The sequence below is a fragment of the Pseudoxanthomonas japonensis genome, assembly GCF_010093445.1.
Classification (GTDB): Bacteria; Pseudomonadota; Gammaproteobacteria; order Xanthomonadales; family Xanthomonadaceae; genus Pseudoxanthomonas_A; species Pseudoxanthomonas_A japonensis.
In genome coordinates, this window is sequence record NZ_PDWW01000002.1 from 76,647 (window position 1) to 94,378 (window position 17,732).

Genomic DNA, 17,732 nt, shown 5'->3' on the forward strand with positions numbered 1-17,732 from the left:
TATCGGGCCTGAGCGATTACGGGCGTTTGCGCCTTCGGCAGCACGTCGCGTGCGACGGGCTTCTCCCACCGGGTCTTGCCCGCGGAGTATAGCCCGGCGGGAGGGCCGGCCGGCGGTTTGGGCTTACCATGTGCGACCCGGCGCGGCCTGTTCATGAAGCCCCGCCGCGCCCGTCCGGAGTTTTCCCGCAATGAGTGCCCCCCACACGATCTCGAACCGCCGCCTGGCCCTGCTGCTGGGTGGGCTGGCGATGTTCGGGCCGTTCTCCATCGACACCATCTTCCCGGCGTTCCCGGCCATCGGCGCGCAGCTGGGTGCCGACAAGGTGGCGATGCAGCAGACCATCAGCGTCTACCTGCTGACCTATGCGCTGATGAGCCTGGTGCACGGCCCGCTGTCGGACACCTTCGGCCGCCGGCGGGTGATCCTGGGTGGCCTGTTCGTCTTTCTGCTGGCCTCGGTGGGCTGCGCGCTGGCCACCGACATGGGCACGCTGCTGCTGTTCCGCGGCGTGCAGGGCCTGTCCGCCGGCGTCGGCTTCATCGTCGGACGCGCGGTGATCCGCGATGCGCGCGACGGGGACGACGCGCAACGGCTGATGAGCCAGGTGTCGATGATCTTCGGCATCGCGCCGGCGATCGCGCCGATCGTGGGCGGCTGGATCCTCGGCTGGAGCGCGTGGCCGATGATCTTCTGGTTCCTGGCCGGGTTCTCGCTGCTGCTGATCGTCGCGGTGGTCGGCTGGCTGCCGGAGACGCATCCGCCAGAGGCGCGCCAGCCGGCATCGCCGCGCCACCTGGTGCGCGACTACGTGGGCATCGTGCGCAATCCGCGCTTCCTGCGGCTGGCGCTGGCCGGGTCGCTGAGCTTCGCCGGCCTGTTCCTGTACATCGCCTCGGCGCCGGCGTTCGTCATGGACCTGCTGCACCTGGACGAACAGCAGTTCGCCTGGCTGTTCCTGCCGACCATCGGTGGCATGGTGCTGGGCGCGTTCCTGTCCGGGCGCGCCGCCGGGCGCATCGAAGGCACGCGGCTGGTGAAGCTCGGCTACGCCTGCATGGCGCTCGCGATGGTGGCCAACGTGGGCTACAACGCCTGGGCCGGCGAGGACATCGAGGTGCCGTGGGCGGTGCTGCCGATGATGCTCGCCGCGCTCGGCGTGGCCCTGGTGTTCCCGATCCTGACGCTGGCCATCCTCGACATGTACCCGCGGCAGCGCGGCGCGGCCTCGTCCCTGCAGGCGTTCAGCAACCTGATCGTCAATGCGGTGGTCGCCGGTGTGCTGTCGCCGCTGTTGAGCCATCATGGCCTGCACCTGGCGCTCGGCATGGCGGCCTTCACGCTGCTGGGCTGGCTGATGTGGCAATGGGAAGCGCATGCGCACCGGCGTCGCCTGGCCTGTCCGCAGAACGCCGCTGCGCTGGAACCCACCGATCAACTCTGACCTTCCGCGAGAACTCCCATGTCGATCCAGTCCAAGGCCCGCCGCGAAGCGAAGAAGCGCAAGGCGATCAAGGCGCACAACCAGGCGCGTGCGAATGCGCCGGCCATCGAGCCGCATGCCGAACTGCGCAATCCGCAGGGCGACCTGCTGGCGGGCGTGGTGCGCCAGGCAGGGGTGTGGGTGCTGGGCATGGACGGCCGCATCGCCGGCAGTTCCGACAGCGCCGCCGAAGTGCTGGCGATGATCAAGCAGGCCGCTGCGCTGCACGAGGCGCAGGGCAATGCGGTGCGGCTGGTGTATTCCGACGAACTGCGCGACACCGCGGTGATCGAGGCCGCGGCGCAGGGCCTGACGCTGGAGCAGTTCGAGGAACAGCTGGCCGAGCAGATGAAGGACCGCAAGGCGGAGCCGGCGCCGGACGTGAACTGACGTTCCTGTTGATGTCAATGTGGGAGCGACGTAAGTCGCGATCATTTGATGTAATGCACCCGCTGACGTTGATTCGGCAATGACGCTGACCGACGATGCGGTTCCGCGATAGCTTCGTTCTTGCGATCGCGACTTACGTCGCTCCCACGCGCATGCTTCGACGCAACCAAGCGGTGAAGCAAGCGAGTGCCAACACCGGCACCCACACCCAGCGGAACTCCGACAGCAGCACGTCAACGCCGCGCGCGCTGAAGAAGCGGTTCGCGAACGGCGACACCTCGATCACCCGCCACGGTGCGAAGTGGCGCGCCTCCGACCAGGGCCAGAGCAGCGCAACGCCGAGTCCGCCGTCGGTCAGCATGTCCAGCAGCGGATGCGACGCGGCCGACAGCGCGATGAACAGGAATGCCGTCATGGCCGAAGTCCGGAGGCAGCGCGCACCGGCGGCGGCGAATGCACCGCAGGCCAGCGCGAACACCAGGGAATGGCTGGCGCCGCGATGACCGAGTGCATGTGCGTATTCGATGCCGAGCTTGAAGGCGACGACATCCGCGTCCGGCAGCATCGCGGCCAGCATGCCGGTGCCGACCAGGCGGGGCGGCAGCCGCTTGCGGCCGAGCGCGACGCCGGCCGCCAGGGGGATCAGCGCGTGGGTGAGGATGGTCGGCATGGGCTGGTCCGCAGGATGTCGCGCGCAGGTTCGCTGCGTTCCGTGTGCGCACGATGAAGCGGATGCGTGCGCAGAAAAAAGGCCGGCATGGGCCGGCCTTGTCTCCTTCGCGCGTGGGCTTCGCCTCAGCGCTCGAGCGTGCCTGCGCGCAGCGGTGTTGCCTGACCCGGGCGTTCACGGACGGCCGGACCCGTCGCGGTCGCAGGCAGGGTTGCGGACGTGGCCTGCGATGTCCGCGCGCCCTGACCCTGCGCGACGGCGCCGGCCGAGCGGACCAACGGCTGCGAGCTGTTCTCGCGGACCGGATCGGCGGCAAGCCACTGCTTGATCTGCGGGAACACCAGATCGAGACGGGAGTAGTGGTCGCGGTTGCCCGCGTTGGAGAGGTTCCCGGCGTTGGCGCAACTCGCGCTGCCACCGTACAGGCCGCCCCGCAGGCGGTAGCTGTTGTCGCGGTACAGGGTGAACAGGCCTGAGCCGCTGCTGCCGCCTTCGGTGGTGCCTTCCTGCCAGCCGACGGTGAAGTTTTCCGGATAGACGTCGGTGAGATGCTGGCCACGCGAGTACTTCTTGGCATCGCCGGACGGATGGTGCAGGGCGATCACGCTGGCATTCGCCGCCAGCGGGCTGGCGTCCCAGCCGGCGAACGTCGCCGACGCCGGCGGCGCGTTGCGAAGGCGCAGCAACAGGGCGTCGACGTTGGCGTCATGGAACATGACGTCCGCGCCGCCGGTCAGCGGATTGGCGCGCACGCCATTGTTGGTGCCGCAGACCGAGTTTTCGTAACCCCAGTAGGTGTTGAGGCTGAGCGCGACCTTGGCGCGGTCCTGCACCGGCACGCCGTCGCTGCCGCCGGCGAAGCAGTGGTCCGCCGAGTAGAACCACGGCACCTGCGTGCCGGGCGTGGTGTCGTTGAGCAGGGTGCCGGTGCAGATGTAGGTGCCGTGGATGCCGCCGGCGGTGGTGTACGTGTTGAAGACCATGTGCGCCACGGCATTCTTCGCCTGCACGTAGGCGGGGCCGAGGCTGTCGACGCGGCACACCGCATCGATGTTGCAGCTCGCGGATTCGCCGACCTTTTCCACGATCTTGAAGTTGTTCTCGCTGTTGGCCAGCAGGTGCGACACCTGCGGTGCCTGCAGTCGGGCCTGCGCCGCCGTGACGTGCGCCGGACGATAGACCTCGATGACCTGGCTGATGCCGTCGGTCGCCGGACTCCAGTAGATGCCCTGGGCATCGGCGGCCTGGCGGGCCTCGGCCGCCGTGATCGCCGCCACGACGCGGCCGGGCGCGTCGGAGCCGCCGAACCTCAGTTCGACATGCGGGTGCAGGCCGGTGACCTGCAGCCCGACGCGCAGTCCCAGCGCATCCGGTGAGCTGACCTGCAGGCGCGCGACCGCACCGCCGGACGCCAGAGGCACCCAGCGCAAGGCCGGTGTCGTCCTGCCGATGCCTTCGCCCGTGAGCTGGCGGCCGATGCCGATCTGCATGGCCTTCGGCCGGGCGGATGCGTTGTATTGCTGCAGCTTCACCAGCCGCTCCAGCGCCATCTCGCGATAGCCGAGGCGGGTGACGGTACGTGCCGGGAATTGCGCCAGCTTCCAGCCCGGTGCCGTCTGGGCTGGCGTGTGGCTGGCCTCGCCGGGTACCTGGGTGACGGCGGCGCTTGCCACCAATGGCGCTGCCAGCAGCAGGCCCGCCAGCAGGCGGAAGGTCAGGGGATGTGTCATCGGTAGGACGTCCTTTCCAGGATGTGGTGCCGGGAAAGGGCGGGCCGTCATCGACCCGCCCTTCGCGTTCGCTTACGGCTTCGCGGGCGTCGCGGCCGCCGGGGCGGGCACCTGCCAGCCGCACGTCTGGCCCTCGTTCTGCTGCTTCAGCCAGTCCTGCAGCGGGGCGAAGTACTCCAGCACCGCACCGGCATCCATCTTCTCGCCGCCGGTGAGTTCCTTCAGGGTGGCCTGCCAAGGCTGGCTGGCGCCCTTCTCCAGCATCGCCCAGAACTTCTGGCCCGCCGCCTTGTTGCCGTAGAAGCTGCAGTTGTACAGCGGACCCTGGTAGCCGGCCGCATCGCACAGGCCCTTGTAGAACTGGAACTGCAGCACGTGCGAGAGGAAGTAGCGCGTGTACGGCGTGTTGCCCGGCACGTGGTACTTCGCGCCCGGGTCGAAGAAGTCCTCGCCGCGCGCGGTCGCCGGCGCCACGCCCTGGTACTTGGCCTTCAGTTCCCACCAGGCCTTGTTGTAGTCGGCCGGCTTGATGCTGCCATCGAACACGCCCCAGCGCCAGCGGTCGATCATCAGGCCGAACGGCATGAACGACACCTTCGCCAGCGCCATGCGCATCTGCGCGTTGATCAGCGCTTCGTTGCTCTGCGCGGTGGCATCGATCATGCCGATCGACTTCAGGTAGTCAGGCGTCATCGCCAGCACCATGGTGTCGCCGATGGCTTCGTGGAAGCCGTCGTGCGCGCCGGTCTGGAACAGCGGCGGCAGCTTGTTGTAGGCCAGGTAGTAATAGACGTGGCCCAACTCGTGGTAGATGGTGGTGAAGTCTTCCTCGTTCGGCTTGATGCACATCTTGGTGCGCACATCGCCGCTCATGTTCATGTCCCAGGCGCTGGCATGGCACACCACGTCGCGGTCCATCGGCTTGATGAACTGCGTCTTGGTCCAGTAGCTCTCCGGCAGCTTGGGCATGCCGAGACTGGTGTAGAAGTCCTGCGCGCGTTCGGTCATCTGCCTGGCGACCTGCAGCTGCGCATCGCGCTCGGCCTTGAACAGCGCGTCCGTGCCCGGGCCGGGACCGGCCTTGGCCAGCGCGGCCTGGTAATCCGCCTGGTATTGCTTCTCCAGCGCGCCGGTGATGTCGAGGCTGCCGGCGCCCTTGTACGGTTCCAGCACATCCCACAGGTTGCCCCAGTCCTGCTGCCACATGTTGCCCATCAGGTGCGCGGGCAGCAGGCCGTTGACCTGGCCCTTCTCCACGCCATACGTGGCCTGCAGCTTGGTGCGGGTGTAGCAGTGCAGCTGTTCGTACAGCGGCTTGACCTGGCCCCACAGGCGGTCGGTTTCGGCGGCGATCTCGGCAGGCGTCATGTCGTAGCCGCTGCGCCACATCTCGCCGGCGTCGGCGAAGCCCATTTCCTTCGAGCCCTCGTTCACCAGTTCGACGAAGCGCGTGTAGTCCTTGCGCATCGGCTGGGCGATCGTGTGCCAGCCCTGCCAGGCGTCGAGCTGCGCGTCGTAGTCGCGGCTGCTGCGCAGCACGTCCTCGAGCTCGCCCAGCTGGCGGCACTTCTTCGCATCGCCTTCGCCGGTGCAGTACGTGCCCGCGCCGTAGGTGCCTTCCATCTTCGTCGCGATCTGCGTCAGCTCGGCGAGCTTGGCCGGGTCCTTCGGCGCCGGCATCGCGGTGCCCAGCTTGAGCAACTGGATCGCGCGCGCGGTTTCCGGCGACATCGGCTGGCCTTCGTGCTTCTTCGCCTGCTCGATCCAGTGGTTGAGCTGGGTCAGGTAACGCTCGTTGCCCTTGGCGGCCAGCAGCTGGCTGTCGTCGTTGATGTAGGTACTGGACAGCCATTGCGCGGCGGTCAGTTCCGGATACATCTTCTTGAGCTCGTCGTTGACGCGCGCGATGAACTGGTCGGCGGTCTCGCCCTTCGGCGCGGCCGGCGCAGCGGCCGTATCGGCGGCCGGCTCGTCCTTCTTGCAGGCGGCGAGCGTGGCGATGCCCACGCCGACGGCGAGGGCGAGCAGGAGGTGGCGATGCTTCACGGGACGTCCTTCAGGGCGCGGGCGCAGGAACCGGAAGGGTAGTGAGGGCAGGGCAGGGGGTGCAAGTGCGGCGTCCATATCCCCTGCAGGAGCGACGTGAGTCGCGACCGGGTAGCTCCCGGCGACGTGGAAGCCGATCCGTTCGGCCACGCGTCAGGGGCAACGGCTCCGATGCCATGCGGTCGCGACTCACGTCGCTCCTGCAGAAAGCACGGCCTCAGCGGTGAGGCAGTCCGAGACCCCTCAAGAACATCCGCGCGTCCTCGGCATCTTGCTCGAACCACGCCTGTGTCGACCCGAGCCGGTACGTGTATCCCCAGGCATCCATGTCGGCCATCAGGCGCGCGCGCCCTACACCGGGCAGTTCGCCGGCCAGGATGATCTGCAGGCAGCAGGTGGCGTCTTCCTCGATCACCGAGTCGGTGGCATCGGTATGCACCTGCGCGCGCTGTTCCGGCGGCAGGACGATCAGGTGGCAGGCCTCGTGCAGCATCGAATGCACGGGCGTATCACTGCGCACGTAGACGTTGTTGGCGATGACGCCGGCTTCGGGCTCGCCCCAGTAGCTGCCGGGGATCGGGGCATCATCATCGACGCGATGCAGTTGCAGGCCATGGGACGCGAGCAACGCATCGGCCGCGCCGGGCGGCAGGTCGCGTACCCGCATCACCCCGGCGTTCTCGGCGTTGGCAGCAGCGTCGTCGGGCGTCATGGGTAGAGCGGAGCTCGCTCCGCTGCCTTTCGTCACGAACCGGGTCGTTCCGAGCGGAGCACGCTCCGCTCTGCGACGCCTGTCAGGTCAGGCATTGCCTTCCGGCAGCGCCACCGAGATATCCAGCACGTCGTGGTCGCCGTCCTTGATCAGGTCGACCTTCACCGCGTCGACGTCGACGTTGACGTACTTCTTGATGACTTCCAGCAGCTCGCGGCGCAGCAGCGGCAGGTAGTCGGGAGCGCCACGCGAATTGCGTTCCTGCGCAATGATGATCTGCAGGCGGTTCTTGGCGGTCTCGGCGGTGTTCTTCTTGGTCTTGAGGAAATCGAACAGGCCCATGTTCAACCTCCGAACAACTTGGTGAAGAAACCCTTCTTCTCAAGGGTGATGAAGCGCATCGGGCGGTCTTCGCCCAGCAGGCGGCCGACGGTGTCGTCGTAGGCCTGGCCGGCCGGCGACTCCAGGTCGAGGATGACAGGCTCGCCCTTGTTGGAGGCGTTGAGCACGTCGCCCGACTCGGGGATCACGCCCAGGGTCTTCAGCCCCAGCACGTCTTCCACGTCCTTGATGCTGAGCATCTCGCCGCCTTCCACGCGCGCGGGGTTGTAGCGGGTCAGCAGCAGGTTGGCCTTCAGCGGTTCGCCGTTCTCGGCGCGGCGGGTCTTGGAGTCCAGCAGGCCGAGGATGCGGTCGGAATCGCGCACCGAAGACACTTCCGGATTGACCACCACGATGGCTTGGTCGGCGAAGTACATGGCCAGGAACGCGCCCTTCTCGATGCCGGCCGGCGAGTCGCACACGACGTAGTCGAAGCCGTCGTCGGACAGGTCCTTCAGCACCTTCTCCACGCCTTCCTTGGTCAGTGCATCCTTGTCGCGGGTCTGCGATGCGGCCAGCACGTACAGCGTCTCGAACCGCTTGTCCTTGATCAGCGCCTGCTTCAGCGTCGCCTCGCCCTGGGTGACGTTGACGAAGTCGTACACCACGCGGCGCTCGCAGCCCATGATGAGGTCGAGGTTGCGCAGGCCGACGTCGAAGTCGATGACCGCGACCTTCTTGCCGCGGCGCGCCAGGCCGCAGGCGATGCTGGCGCTGGTGGTGGTCTTGCCGACGCCGCCCTTGCCGGACGTGACTACGATGATTTCAGCCAACGGTGTTCTCCTTGGTCGTTCTTATGTTCGGTCGGCGCCGCGCGTCAGTCCTGCGCGACGATCTTGAGCTGGTCCTGGTCGAGCCAGATCTGCACGGCCTTGCCGCGCAGTTCCTTGGGTACTTCCTCCATCACCTTGTAGTGGCCGGCGATGGCGACCAGTTCGGCATGGAATTCACGGCAGAAAATGCGGGCGTCGGCGTTGCCGCGCGCGCCGGCGAGCGCGCGGCCGCGCAGGGCGCCGTAGATGTGGATGGAGCCGTCGGAAATCACTTCGGCGCCGGCGCCCACGGTGCTCAGCACGGTCAGGTCGCGGTTCTCGGCATACAGCTGCTGGCCCGAGCGCACCGGCGTTTTCTGGACTAGGCCCGGCTTCGCGTCGGCGGCTTTCGCGGCCGGCACGGGGGCGGCCTTGGCCGGGGCAGGTTCGGGTGCCGCACGTGCGGGGGCCTGCGCAGCTTGCGCCACCGGCTCGTATTGCGCGCGGAACTTGGCCAGCAGCGGCAGGCCGAGCTGTTCGGCCAGGGTTTCGGTCTCGCGGGTGCCATAGGCCAGCGCCACCGGAATGACGCCCGCGCCGCGCAGGCCGTCGATCAGCGCACGTGCGGTGTCCGCGTCGGGCAGCCGGGTCAGGCCGCCGAAATCGACGATCACGGCGGCACGGCCGAACAGCTTGGGTGCGCGCTCGACACGCTCGCGCATTTCGCGGATCAGCTGGTCGACGTCGAGGGTGCGGATGCGGAGGTTGGCGATGCCGACCTGGCCGATCTTCAGTTCGCCGGCCTGTTCGTAGTCCATGGAAGCCCGGGTCACGCTCATGTACCGGTCGGCCGTTGCGCGCTGGCGTCGGCCAGCAGGCGGGTGCGGGCCCACGCGACGTCGGGCAGGGCATCACCGTAGGTCTCGCGCACCCACGGGTAACTGCAGAGTTCCTTCATCAGCATGCTCGCGCGCACTTCCGCCTCGGCCATGACGTTCTGGCCCACTTCGCGGAAGCCGAAGCTGCCATGGAACAGCAAGGCCGGATCGGCACCGTGGTCGAGGAAGACTTCACAGGCCAAGTGCGGATAGCGCAGCTCGGCGAAGCTCTGCACGTCGGCGTAGAACGCGCGGCCGACGCCGCCGCCGCGACGGCGGCTGGCCACGACGATGCGGTCGATGTAGAAGAACTGCGGGTAGCGCTCGCCGAACCAGGCGAAGTTGCTGCTGTCGTGCGCGGCGCCGGAGCCGAAGCCGACGAGGAAACCGGCGAGGTTGCCGTCGCGCTCGGCGACGCGGAAGTATTCGGCCGTCTCGTAGAAGCGGCGGACCTTGGCCGAATCCAGCGGCAGGATCGCCAGTCCGGCATTGTTGTTGAGGGCTAGGACGGAATCCAGCTCGTGCTCGCGCACGTCGCGGATGACAATCGACATTACCTGACTCCGAACGGGTCTTGCGGGGCGGCACGTGGCCGAGCGCGGATTATCGCATGCGGTCGCCGCCACCGGCGAGGCGCGGGTGAGCCGGGGATGAACCCGGCCACCTCACGTTCCAACGTCGGCATGACTTTAGTTGGGCCATGGATCCGGACGATTCCGCCTAAGATGCCCGGATGCTGGGACGACTGAGCCATACCCGCCTGCTGCGCGCCGCAGGCCTCTACACGTGGGCCCTGGTGGGAATTCCCATCATCCTGAACGTATGGGTGCTGCCGCCGTCCAGCGGAACGGACGGGCAGGGCGTGAACCTGCCGCTGACGGCCCTGTGCTACTTCAGTTTCGGCGGTGTCTACTGGCTCGCCACACGGGCCCTGGACGGCCGTCGCGACAGCCTGCCGGTGGCGTGGAACGTTCCGCTGGCGATGGTGCTGACGGCGACCGCCATCGGCGTGGGCTTCTATACCCAGACCGGCCTGGGCGCAGTGCTGCTGCTGATCATGGCCGGCGTGCTGCCCTGGCTGCTGGAATTGCGCTTCGCCGTGGCCTGGCTGCTCGCCGCGCACGTGCTGCTGGTGCCATCGTTCATGGCGCGCGACGACTTCAATTTCTGGGAAGCACTCTTCCAGTCCATGTTCTACGTGGGCTTCGCCGCTTTCGTGCTCATCACCACCTATGTGGCGCGCCAGCAGGCCCAGGCGCGCGAAGAACAGCGTCGGCTCAACGCGGAGCTGCGCGCCACGCGGGTGCTGCTGGCCGAAAGCGCCCGCGTCAACGAGCGCACCCGCATTTCGCGGGAGCTGCACGACCTGCTGGGCCACCACCTGACCGCGCTCAGCCTTAACCTGGAAGTCGCCGGGCACATGACCGAAGGGCGGGCGCAGGAGCATGTACGCCAGGCGCATACGCTGGCCCGGCTGCTCCTGACCGACGTGCGCGAGGCGGTCAGCCAGCTGCGCGACAGCGGATCGATCGACCTCGGCGCGGCGCTGCTGCCACTGGCCGAGAAGGTGCCGTCGCTGGCCATCCACATGGACATCGAGGAGCCGCTGACCCTCGAAGACCCGCACCGCGCCCATGTCTTGCTCCGTTGCACCCAGGAGATCATCACCAACGCGGTGCGCCACGCCGGCGCCCGGCATCTCTGGCTGCACTGCCGGCGCGATGGCGCCCGGATCCTGATCGACGCGCGCGACGACGGCGCCGGCAGCCAGCAGGTGGTGGCCGGCAACGGCCTGACCGGCATGCGCGAGCGCCTGGTCCAGTACGGCGGCGAGTTGCGCATCGAAACGCGCCCGGGGCATGGCTTCTGCCTGCATATCGCCTTGCCCGTCACCGAGGCGGCCCCCGCGCTCACTCCCCTTTCCATTCCCCAACCCGAACCCACACCCGAGCTCAGCTCCGGAGGAACCCCGTGATCCGTGTCTGTCTGGTCGACGATCAAACCCTGGTGCGCCAGGGCATCCGCTCCCTGCTGGCGCTGGACGACGGCATCGAGGTCGTGGCCGAGGCCGCCGACGGCAAGCAGGCGGTGGACCTGGTCCCGCAGGTCAAGCCCGACGTGGTGCTGATGGACATGCGCATGCCGGTGATGTCGGGACTGGAGGCCCTGCAGGCCCTGGCCCGCGCGGGCCAGCTGCCGCCCACCATCATCCTGACCACCTTCGACGACGACCAGCTGGTGCTGGCCGGGCTGAAGGCGGGCGCCAAGGGCTACCTGCTGAAGGACGTCTCGCTGGAGCAACTGGTCGGCGCGATCCGTACGGTGGCCGACGGCGGTTCGCTGGTGCAGCCGGCCGTCACCCAGCGCCTGCTGTCCGGGCTGGAACACATGCGCAACGAATTCGTCAGCCTGGACCGCCCCGACCCGTTGACCGACCGCGAGACCGAGATCCTTCGCCTGATGGCCAGCGGCTTCTCCAACAAGGAGATCGCCAACTCACTGGGCGTGGCCGAAGGCACCATCAAGAACCACGTCTCCAACATCCTTTCCAAGCTGGGCGTGCGCGACCGCACCCGGGCGGTGCTGAAGGCCTTCGAACTGCAGCTGGTCTGAGGAGAAGACGCTCTGCCTGACGTGGTGCGCGGCGACGCCGGGGCCGTAGCGAAGGCGCCCGGCCGCATTGCGGAAACGCCCGCCGTTGCAGCGCAGCAGGACTCCGGAGGCCGGCGCAGCATGCGCCCGCGTACGTCCCGGAGGAGGGCGGCCAACCGGTGTCAGATGGGCTGCCCGAAGCCCTGTAACCCTGCTAGGATGCGCGGTGCATTTTTTTCACGGCCGAGGCACCGGCCCCCGGAGACTCCTGAATGACCCGTTTGATCGAGTTCGTGATTGCGTTGGCGCTGGTTCTGGCGCTGTTTCTGGTGATCGGCCTGGTCCTGCCGTCCTCGCGCCAGCTGCAGGAAAGCATCGAGACCAACCGTCGCATGACCATCGTGTTCGACACGCTGAACAACGTGCGTCGTCTGAAGGACTGGAACCCGCTGATCCCGGGCGCGGCCAACGAGCTGAGCTACTCCGGCGGCGAAGACAACACGGGCGTCGGCGCCAAGGTGGACTTCAATTCCGCCAATGCGGCCTGGGGCCAGGGCAGCTGGGAAATCGTCGAGAGCGAGCGCCCCGCGCCGACCGGCGGCCCGGGCAAGATCGTCTACGCGATCGTCGACAAGCGCATGGGCACCGACAAGCGCAGCACCTTCGCGCTGGAGCCGAGCGGCAAGAACAACCGTAACGTCAAGGTCACGCAGAGCTATGAAGTCTCCTACGGCTTCAACCTGATCGGCCGCTATGCGGGCATGTACGTCAGCCGCCACGTCGGCGATGCCGTCAAGGCCGGCCTGGGCAAGCTGAGCAACATGCTGGCCACCGTGCCGAACATCGATTACCGCGAAGCCGGCAGCACGCTGACCGACCTCAAGATCGTCGACGTCCCGGCCGAGGACCTGCTGGTCGTCAACGCCGGCAACATCGACCGCAACAACGACGCCATCAAGGCCTCGATCAAGTCGAACCAGGAATGGATCAAGCGCGTGATGGACGCCAACGGCCTGGTCGCCGCCGGCCCGCTGCGCATCATCACCACCGACTTCGGCACCGAGAAGTACGCGTTCGACGTCGCCCAGCCGGTCCGCAAGGGCAGCGCCGCGCCGAAGGCCGATGCCGCCGCCGATGCCGCTCCGGTCACGCCGCCGTCGGCACCGGTCGCGTCCACGGGCGAACTGAAGGTCACCATTCCGTCCGGCGCGCCGGTGGAGTACGTCCGTACGCAGGCCCGCAAGTCGGCCTACGGCAGCTACACCGGTTACATGTCGCAGCTGGACAACCAGCGCAATGCGCTGCGTGCCTGGGCGGTCACCGCCGGCCACGAAGTCGTCGACCGTCCGTACGAGTCCTGGAAGTCCGGCGTCGATGGCGCGTTCCTGGAAGACGGCAAGTTCGACGTCTACTGGGCGGTCAAGCAGTAAACCCTCCCGGACGCCTGTCCCGGATGATCCGCTCCATCCCAACGCGCCGCTTCATGCGGCGCGTTGCGTTTGTGGGGTCGCGGTTTCCGGAACGCGCGTCCTGTCGCTGGCAGGATGCCCGCCCGATCCCGGGACCACCGAGCCGATGAACTACGACCGACGCCAACGCAAACCCTCGTTCCTGGCCCTGACCGGTGGCCTGTTGGCGGCCGTCGCGGTGGGTCTGTCCGCCTACGCCTCGCACGGGGTCGCGATCGCGCAGTCGCAATCGCACGTGCAGATGGCCGCGCTGTTCGCGTTCGGTCACGGACTGGCGCTCGCGGCGCTGGCGCCAGGCACCACGCGACGCCTTGGAACGGCGGCGCTCTGCCTGCTGCTGCTGGGCACGCTGTTGTTCGCGGGCAGCCTGGTGGGTGGGGCGCTCTTCGGCCTGCCGACGCGGCTGGCGCCCACCGGCGGCACGATGCTGATGCTGGGCTGGGTACTGTGGGCGGTCGACGCCATCCGGCGCTGAGGCCATGCCCCGGCATGCACGCGGCTTCGACACGGAACACGCCTGGGATTACCTGACCCGGCGCGACCGCAAGCTGGGTGCGTGGATGAAGCGGATTGGTTACATCGCGCCGCAGCCCACCTGGAAGAAGACCTTCGATCCGGTCGACGCACTGGCCAGGGCGATCCTGTACCAGCAACTGAGCGGCAAGGCGGCGGCGACCATCGTCGGTCGCGTCGAAACCGCCATCGCCAGCGCGCGCCTCCACGTCGACACCCTGGATCGCATCGACGACGCGGCGCTGCGCGCCTGCGGCGTGTCCGGCAACAAGACGCTGGCGCTGCGTGATCTGGCGGCGCGCGAGCGGCGTGGCGAGATCCCCACGTTGCGGCAGATGTCGACGATGCACCAGGACGAGATCGTCGCCGCCCTGGTGCCCGTGCGCGGCATCGGCCGCTGGACGGTGGAAATGATGCTGATGTTCCGCCTCGGCCGCCCGGACGTGCTGCCGATCGATGATCTCGGCGTGCGCAAGGGCGCGCAGTTCGTCGACAGGCTCGACGCCATGCCCACGCCGAAGGAACTGGCCGCCCGCGGCGAGACGTGGGGCCCGTACCGCACCTACGCCGCGCAGTACCTGTGGCGCATCGCCGATGCCGGCATCGAGGCGAAGACGCCCACAAAGCGTTCGCAGGACTGATGCGACGCTAGGGGCTGGCGAGGTAACGATCCCACAGCAGGTTGCGGAACCGGTTATCGGGATCGACGTCCCGCTTGATCGCCGCGAACCGGTCCGCTTGTGGGTAGGCGCGCGCGAACTGCTTTCGCGTGGCATGCAGCCGGTAAGGCAGGTAGTAGCGTCCGCCGTGGTCCAGTGCGGCGTCGATCAGCGCCCGCGTCCAGCCGACGGCGCGCGCATCCTGCCACGAGCGCTGCTTGTGGTAGAGCACGAAGCAGAACATGTCCTGGTCCGCCCAGCGCATCAGCGAGGTCGTATCCTCGGCCGCGTGCCGGATGGACACGTTGAGCGCGTCGGCATCGGCGGCGCGCAGGATGGCACGCATCCGCGCGATGAACGGATGGAATGCGCCCGTCGGCACGAAGTATTCCTGCAGCAGGTAGGTCGACACCCGTCGTGTACGCGGCTCGATCGAGGCTACGTCCAGGCTCGCCTCGCAGTTGCGCATGATCACGCGAGGCTCGGTCAGCAGGCGGCGCGTCATGTAGCGCTCGCGGAGCGCATCGCCGCCAGGCAGTTCGGTGGCTGACCAGATGAGGTTCTGTTCCCGGCTGTAGTCCAGGCCTTCCGGCACCAGGCGGCGCGTATCGGTCAGAGGTGCCGAGGTGCGCGACCACGTGATGGCCAGTGGCGCGTCGAAGTCGGGAGGCACCAGGTCGGCGTTGTGCATGACGACATCGCCCTTGCCCAGCACGTTCACCCGGAACCAGTCCGGATACGCGTCGAGCGGCACCGCCGACACCGTTCGCGCGATACGCGTGTTGTGCGCGAGGTCCAGTTCGACTTCGGTGATCACGCCGAGGCCGCCGTAACCGCCGAGCGCTGCTGAGAACAGGGCCGGCTCGCGGTCACGGGACAGTTCATGCGTGCTTCCATCCGCCGTGACGAGTTGCAGGGCGCGGACCGTGCCGGCGATCGCGCTTTCCCCGATGTAGCGGCCATGGCAGTTCACCGATACCGAGCCGCCGACAGTGAAGTTGCTGTAGCTCTGCATGACCTTGACGGACAGGTCGTGCGGATCCAGCAGCGCCTGCAGGCGACGCCAGCGCATGCCGGCCTGCACGCGCACGATGCGCGCCACCGGGTCCATCCGGAGCAGCCGGTCCATGCCGGCCAGATCGAACTGCAGCGCCTCGGGCTCGCGTGTCTGCCCGCCCATGCTGAAGCGTGCGCCCGCGATGCAGACCGCGCCGCGCCAGGCGCGCATGGCGGCCACGACCCCGGTGGTGGTCGTGGGTCGGACAATGCCGGCAAGACGGGTGCTGTCCAGCCGGGCGATATCGCTGGCCGCTCGCGCGGCGGAGTCCTCGACATCGCTGCAGGCCGGCAACCACGCGGCCGTGCCGGCGACGAGCGCGCAACGCATCGCGTCGCGACGGTGCATGCCGGTCAGGCTGCCGGCCGGTGGCACCAGTGCCACGGTTCGTAGACGATGCCGTGCGGATTGTCGCGCGGATAACTCATGGCGAAGCCGAAGTCGCCGGCGTATCGCGTGAGCCAGGCGAAGGCGGGCGTGTTCTCGAACGACGTTTCGGCCGGCGGCTCGCCGGGCGTGCCGATATCGAGCGCGCAACCACCGTGGTGTTCGCTGTAGCCGGGTGCGGCGTTGACGGTGAGGATCTCTTCGACCGTCTGCCCGCGCGCCAGCTTGCGGTTAAAGATGCCGAGCTGGTAGTCGTGGCTGCGGTAGCCGGAGATCGCGTCGAGGACGATGCCTTCCCCGTAAGCCGCGCGCTGCATGGTCAGCCAGGCGCGTGCAGCGGCGGTGGTCAGCCACAACGGCCTGCGATAGCGGTCGCGTCCGGCGAACGCCAGCGCGGCCGGTTCGGCGACCAGCGCCAGACCGCTGCGCTCGCCGTAGCGGTCGTCCAGTCCCAACGCGTGCAGCCGTTCCTGCAGCGCGTGCAGCGGCAGCGTGCCCTGCGCATCCGCATCGAAGCCGCGCGTGGCGCCTTCAAGCCGGTCCAGCGCATCCCAGGCGTCGTCGAGTCCCGGTTCGCGAATCAGGCCAGGCACCAGCGGATGGACGGCGTGTGCCGATACCGCCGCCAGGTAGCGGCCATCCTGCTTGCGACGCAGCACGGTGTGCGCGCCGGCCAGCGCACGCGCATCGGCATTGCCGCGTGCGCGCAGCCCGTCGGCAGGCCACAGCTCGATCTGCGCGGTATTGAGCAGCAGCGTCTTCAGCGGTCTGGTGGGCAGGCGTCGCATGCCCGCAGCTTAGCGATGCGGCGCGGGCGTCGCCAGTTCGCGCAGGCGCGCCAGCAGGTCGGCCGGGCGCGCCGGGCTCAACAGCACCATGCCGCCTCCACGCAGCGGCAGGGTGAGGACGCGGGTGCGATCGGTGACCAGGCAGAACGCCTTGGTGAGGTTGCGCAGGCGGAAATGACCGGCCTTGAAGCCCGGCAGGCTGAAGCCGTTGGTCTTCAGCATCGGCGCCAGGTCGGTGTGTTCCTCCAGACTCAGCACGCGCGCCTTGTCCAGGTCGATGGCTTCGACGGGCAGCTTCTTCGTATAGAACGTGGCGCGCACCTGCAGCTCGCGGTTGTGCAGCACGATCTGCCTGCGCCGCAGGGCGAGTGTCAACACAGCGCAGATGGCCAGAACGAACGGAATCGCGAGCCATCCAGCGGCCGGTGGCGACGTGCGCGACTCCATCGTCATCGCGACGATGACGCCGCCGGTCGCGACGAGCATCGGCAACCACAGCCACCAGGCAGCGTGGGATGCCAGCGGGGCGACGGGAAACTCCTGCGGATGCTGCATGGATGGGCTCCGTAAACGGGGATCAGGCGGGCTTCTTGAAGAACAGCCGCACCGAAATCTCGTGCTCGATGAACAGGGTACTGACCAGCTCCCATCCCTGCGTGCTCATCTTGTCCATCTCCTGTTGGATGCGATCGGTGAGCTTGCCGGCGAACATCCTGTACGGAACTTCGACGACCTTGTGGCTCCAGCGGTGGTTCATGGCGATTCCTTCTTGTCGATGTCGTGGGCGCCGCCCTTCGGCAGCCGCCCGGCCTTGCGCAGCGCATCACGCAGCACGTACTCGATCTGGGCATTGAGCGAGCGCAGTTCGTCGTCCGCCCAGCGCTGCGCCGCCGCCAGCACCTCGGCGTTGATGCGCAGCGGATAGGCCTTCTTGTCCGGCTTCTCGCTCACGGTTGCTTCCTGTTGCGGCGCAGCTGCAGCACCATCGAGACGATCAGCGCATTCACCAGTACCACCATGGCGATCACGATGCCCTGCGCCCGACGGCCATCGTCACCGGCGAAGTAGACGCCGACCGCGCCGGCCTGGATCGCCAGGCCGACCAGCAGCCAGTGCAAGGCCTGCCCGCGCGAGCGGATGTCGTTCGCGCGGCTCATCCATGCGGCGACCAGCAGAGCGGGCAGGCCGGAGACGGCGAGGACCAGCGGGACCAGGGCATGCATGC

21 protein-coding genes are annotated in these 17,732 nt (G+C 68.0%); 7 read left to right on the forward strand and 14 right to left on the reverse strand.

Going from position 1 to position 17,732, the window contains the following annotated elements:
• The first annotated feature begins 190 nt into the window (after positions 1 to 190).
• Positions 191 to 1,444 carry a multidrug effflux MFS transporter gene (locus CSC78_RS02145; protein ID WP_162336269.1) on the forward strand — a complete coding sequence of 418 codons (1,254 nt, stop codon included), beginning with the start codon at positions 191 to 193 and terminating at the stop codon, positions 1,442 to 1,444.
• Between the two features lie 18 nt (positions 1,445 to 1,462).
• On the forward strand, positions 1,463 to 1,873 hold the full coding sequence (locus CSC78_RS02150; protein ID WP_162336270.1) for a hypothetical protein: 411 nt from the start codon (positions 1,463 to 1,465) through the stop codon (positions 1,871 to 1,873).
• 133 nt (positions 1,874 to 2,006) lie between these two features.
• On the opposite strand, the gene CSC78_RS02155 is transcribed toward CSC78_RS02150, so the two are convergent.
• The 8 genes from CSC78_RS02155 to CSC78_RS02190 all read right to left on the reverse strand — a co-directional run bounded on the left by CSC78_RS02155 (position 2,007) and on the right by CSC78_RS02190 (position 9,596).
• A complete protein-coding gene (locus tag CSC78_RS02155; RefSeq protein WP_162336271.1) occupies positions 2,007 to 2,543 on the reverse strand; it encodes a metal-dependent hydrolase in 537 nt (178 codons plus the stop codon).
• A 125-nt stretch (positions 2,544 to 2,668) separates the two neighbouring features.
• Positions 2,669 to 4,273, reverse strand: coding sequence for a trypsin-like serine peptidase (locus tag CSC78_RS02160; RefSeq protein ID WP_162336272.1), 1,605 nt, complete (start codon positions 4,271 to 4,273; stop codon positions 2,669 to 2,671).
• A gap of 72 nt (positions 4,274 to 4,345) precedes the next feature.
• A complete protein-coding gene (locus tag CSC78_RS02165) occupies positions 4,346 to 6,319 on the reverse strand; it encodes a M2 family metallopeptidase (protein ID WP_162336273.1) in 1,974 nt (657 codons plus the stop codon).
• Positions 6,320 to 6,536: 217 nt separating this feature from the next.
• A complete protein-coding gene (locus CSC78_RS02170) occupies positions 6,537 to 7,031 on the reverse strand; it encodes a hypothetical protein (protein ID WP_162336274.1) in 495 nt (164 codons plus the stop codon).
• A gap of 87 nt (positions 7,032 to 7,118) precedes the next feature.
• Positions 7,119 to 7,373, reverse strand: a complete 255-nt coding sequence (gene minE, locus CSC78_RS02175; protein WP_162336275.1) for a cell division topological specificity factor MinE — start codon at positions 7,371 to 7,373, stop codon at positions 7,119 to 7,121.
• A 2-nt stretch (positions 7,374 to 7,375) separates the two neighbouring features.
• Positions 7,376 to 8,185, reverse strand: a complete 810-nt coding sequence (gene minD / locus CSC78_RS02180; RefSeq protein ID WP_162336276.1) for a septum site-determining protein MinD — start codon at positions 8,183 to 8,185, stop codon at positions 7,376 to 7,378.
• 44 nt (positions 8,186 to 8,229) lie between these two features.
• Positions 8,230 to 9,003: a septum site-determining protein MinC gene (minC, locus tag CSC78_RS02185; RefSeq protein WP_238391136.1), complete on the reverse strand. Its 774-nt coding sequence runs from the start codon at positions 9,001 to 9,003 to the stop codon at positions 8,230 to 8,232.
• Complete coding sequence (locus tag CSC78_RS02190) at positions 9,000 to 9,596, reverse strand: GNAT family N-acetyltransferase (RefSeq protein WP_162336277.1); 597 nt, start codon at positions 9,594 to 9,596, stop codon at positions 9,000 to 9,002. The genes minC and CSC78_RS02190 overlap by 4 nt, the downstream gene beginning before the upstream one ends.
• Positions 9,597 to 9,775: 179 nt before the next feature.
• Between CSC78_RS02190 and CSC78_RS02195 the strand changes: the two genes are divergently transcribed.
• The 5 genes from CSC78_RS02195 to CSC78_RS02215 all read left to right on the forward strand — a co-directional run bounded on the left by CSC78_RS02195 (position 9,776) and on the right by CSC78_RS02215 (position 14,257).
• Positions 9,776 to 11,017: a sensor histidine kinase gene (locus CSC78_RS02195; RefSeq protein WP_162336278.1), complete on the forward strand. Its 1,242-nt coding sequence runs from the start codon at positions 9,776 to 9,778 to the stop codon at positions 11,015 to 11,017.
• Positions 11,014 to 11,655 (forward strand): response regulator, encoded by a 642-nt coding sequence (locus CSC78_RS02200; protein ID WP_162109974.1) that lies wholly within the window; start codon positions 11,014 to 11,016, stop codon positions 11,653 to 11,655. The genes CSC78_RS02195 and CSC78_RS02200 overlap by 4 nt, the downstream gene beginning before the upstream one ends.
• A 251-nt stretch (positions 11,656 to 11,906) precedes the next feature.
• The gene (locus CSC78_RS02205; protein WP_162336279.1) at positions 11,907 to 13,064 is read left to right on the forward strand and encodes a polyketide cyclase; all 1,158 of its coding nucleotides are present in this window, start codon (positions 11,907 to 11,909) and stop codon (positions 13,062 to 13,064) included.
• A gap of 145 nt (positions 13,065 to 13,209) precedes the next feature.
• The gene (locus CSC78_RS02210) at positions 13,210 to 13,578 is read left to right on the forward strand and encodes a DUF423 domain-containing protein (RefSeq protein ID WP_162336280.1); all 369 of its coding nucleotides are present in this window, start codon (positions 13,210 to 13,212) and stop codon (positions 13,576 to 13,578) included.
• 4 nt (positions 13,579 to 13,582) lie between these two features.
• Positions 13,583 to 14,257 carry a DNA-3-methyladenine glycosylase family protein gene (locus CSC78_RS02215; RefSeq protein ID WP_162336281.1) on the forward strand — a complete coding sequence of 225 codons (675 nt, stop codon included), beginning with the start codon at positions 13,583 to 13,585 and terminating at the stop codon, positions 14,255 to 14,257.
• Between the two features lie 7 nt (positions 14,258 to 14,264).
• On the opposite strand, the gene CSC78_RS02220 is transcribed toward CSC78_RS02215, so the two are convergent.
• From CSC78_RS02220 to CSC78_RS02245, 6 genes are read right to left on the reverse strand one after another with little or no spacing between them, the layout of a single operon-like run.
• Entirely contained in the window at positions 14,265 to 15,716 is a 1,452-nt protein-coding gene (locus CSC78_RS02220) for an FAD-binding oxidoreductase (RefSeq protein ID WP_238391137.1), read from the reverse strand.
• Complete coding sequence (locus tag CSC78_RS02225) at positions 15,686 to 16,507, reverse strand: M15 family metallopeptidase (protein WP_162336282.1); 822 nt, start codon at positions 16,505 to 16,507, stop codon at positions 15,686 to 15,688. Before CSC78_RS02225 ends, CSC78_RS02220 begins: the two co-directional genes overlap by 31 nt.
• Before the next feature lie 9 nt (positions 16,508 to 16,516).
• Positions 16,517 to 17,062: a PH domain-containing protein gene (locus CSC78_RS02230; protein WP_162336283.1), complete on the reverse strand. Its 546-nt coding sequence runs from the start codon at positions 17,060 to 17,062 to the stop codon at positions 16,517 to 16,519.
• A 22-nt stretch (positions 17,063 to 17,084) separates the two neighbouring features.
• On the reverse strand, positions 17,085 to 17,264 hold the full coding sequence (locus CSC78_RS02235) for a DUF4177 domain-containing protein (protein WP_162336284.1): 180 nt from the start codon (positions 17,262 to 17,264) through the stop codon (positions 17,085 to 17,087).
• Positions 17,261 to 17,458, reverse strand: coding sequence for an Arc family DNA binding domain-containing protein (locus CSC78_RS02240; RefSeq protein ID WP_162336285.1), 198 nt, complete (start codon positions 17,456 to 17,458; stop codon positions 17,261 to 17,263). Before CSC78_RS02240 ends, CSC78_RS02235 begins: the two co-directional genes overlap by 4 nt.
• On the reverse strand, positions 17,455 to 17,730 hold the full coding sequence (locus CSC78_RS02245) for a hypothetical protein (RefSeq protein ID WP_162336286.1): 276 nt from the start codon (positions 17,728 to 17,730) through the stop codon (positions 17,455 to 17,457). Before CSC78_RS02245 ends, CSC78_RS02240 begins: the two co-directional genes overlap by 4 nt.
• Positions 17,731 to 17,732: the final 2 nt, after the last annotated feature.

Coding starts and splice junctions, on each gene's coding strand:
- CSC78_RS02145 (WP_162336269.1), top strand. CDS start 191: ATGAGTGCCCCCCACACGATCTCGAACCGCCGCCTGGCCCTGCTGCTG.
- CSC78_RS02150 (WP_162336270.1), top strand. CDS start 1,463: ATGTCGATCCAGTCCAAGGCCCGCCGCGAAGCGAAGAAGCGCAAGGCG.
- CSC78_RS02155 (WP_162336271.1), bottom strand. CDS start 2,543: ATGCCGACCATCCTCACCCACGCGCTGATCCCCCTGGCGGCCGGCGTC.
- CSC78_RS02160 (WP_162336272.1), bottom strand. CDS start 4,273: ATGACACATCCCCTGACCTTCCGCCTGCTGGCGGGCCTGCTGCTGGCA.
- CSC78_RS02170 (WP_162336274.1), bottom strand. CDS start 7,031: ATGACGCCCGACGACGCTGCTGCCAACGCCGAGAACGCCGGGGTGATG.
- minE (WP_162336275.1), bottom strand. CDS start 7,373: ATGGGCCTGTTCGATTTCCTCAAGACCAAGAAGAACACCGCCGAGACC.
- minC (WP_238391136.1), bottom strand. CDS start 9,003: ATGAGCGTGACCCGGGCTTCCATGGACTACGAACAGGCCGGCGAACTG.
- CSC78_RS02190 (WP_162336277.1), bottom strand. CDS start 9,596: ATGTCGATTGTCATCCGCGACGTGCGCGAGCACGAGCTGGATTCCGTC.
- CSC78_RS02195 (WP_162336278.1), top strand. CDS start 9,776: ATGCTGGGACGACTGAGCCATACCCGCCTGCTGCGCGCCGCAGGCCTC.
- CSC78_RS02205 (WP_162336279.1), top strand. CDS start 11,907: ATGACCCGTTTGATCGAGTTCGTGATTGCGTTGGCGCTGGTTCTGGCG.
- CSC78_RS02210 (WP_162336280.1), top strand. CDS start 13,210: ATGAACTACGACCGACGCCAACGCAAACCCTCGTTCCTGGCCCTGACC.
- CSC78_RS02215 (WP_162336281.1), top strand. CDS start 13,583: ATGCCCCGGCATGCACGCGGCTTCGACACGGAACACGCCTGGGATTAC.
- CSC78_RS02225 (WP_162336282.1), bottom strand. CDS start 16,507: ATGCGACGCCTGCCCACCAGACCGCTGAAGACGCTGCTGCTCAATACC.
- CSC78_RS02230 (WP_162336283.1), bottom strand. CDS start 17,062: ATGCAGCATCCGCAGGAGTTTCCCGTCGCCCCGCTGGCATCCCACGCT.
- CSC78_RS02235 (WP_162336284.1), bottom strand. CDS start 17,264: ATGAACCACCGCTGGAGCCACAAGGTCGTCGAAGTTCCGTACAGGATG.
- CSC78_RS02245 (WP_162336286.1), bottom strand. CDS start 17,730: ATGCATGCCCTGGTCCCGCTGGTCCTCGCCGTCTCCGGCCTGCCCGCT.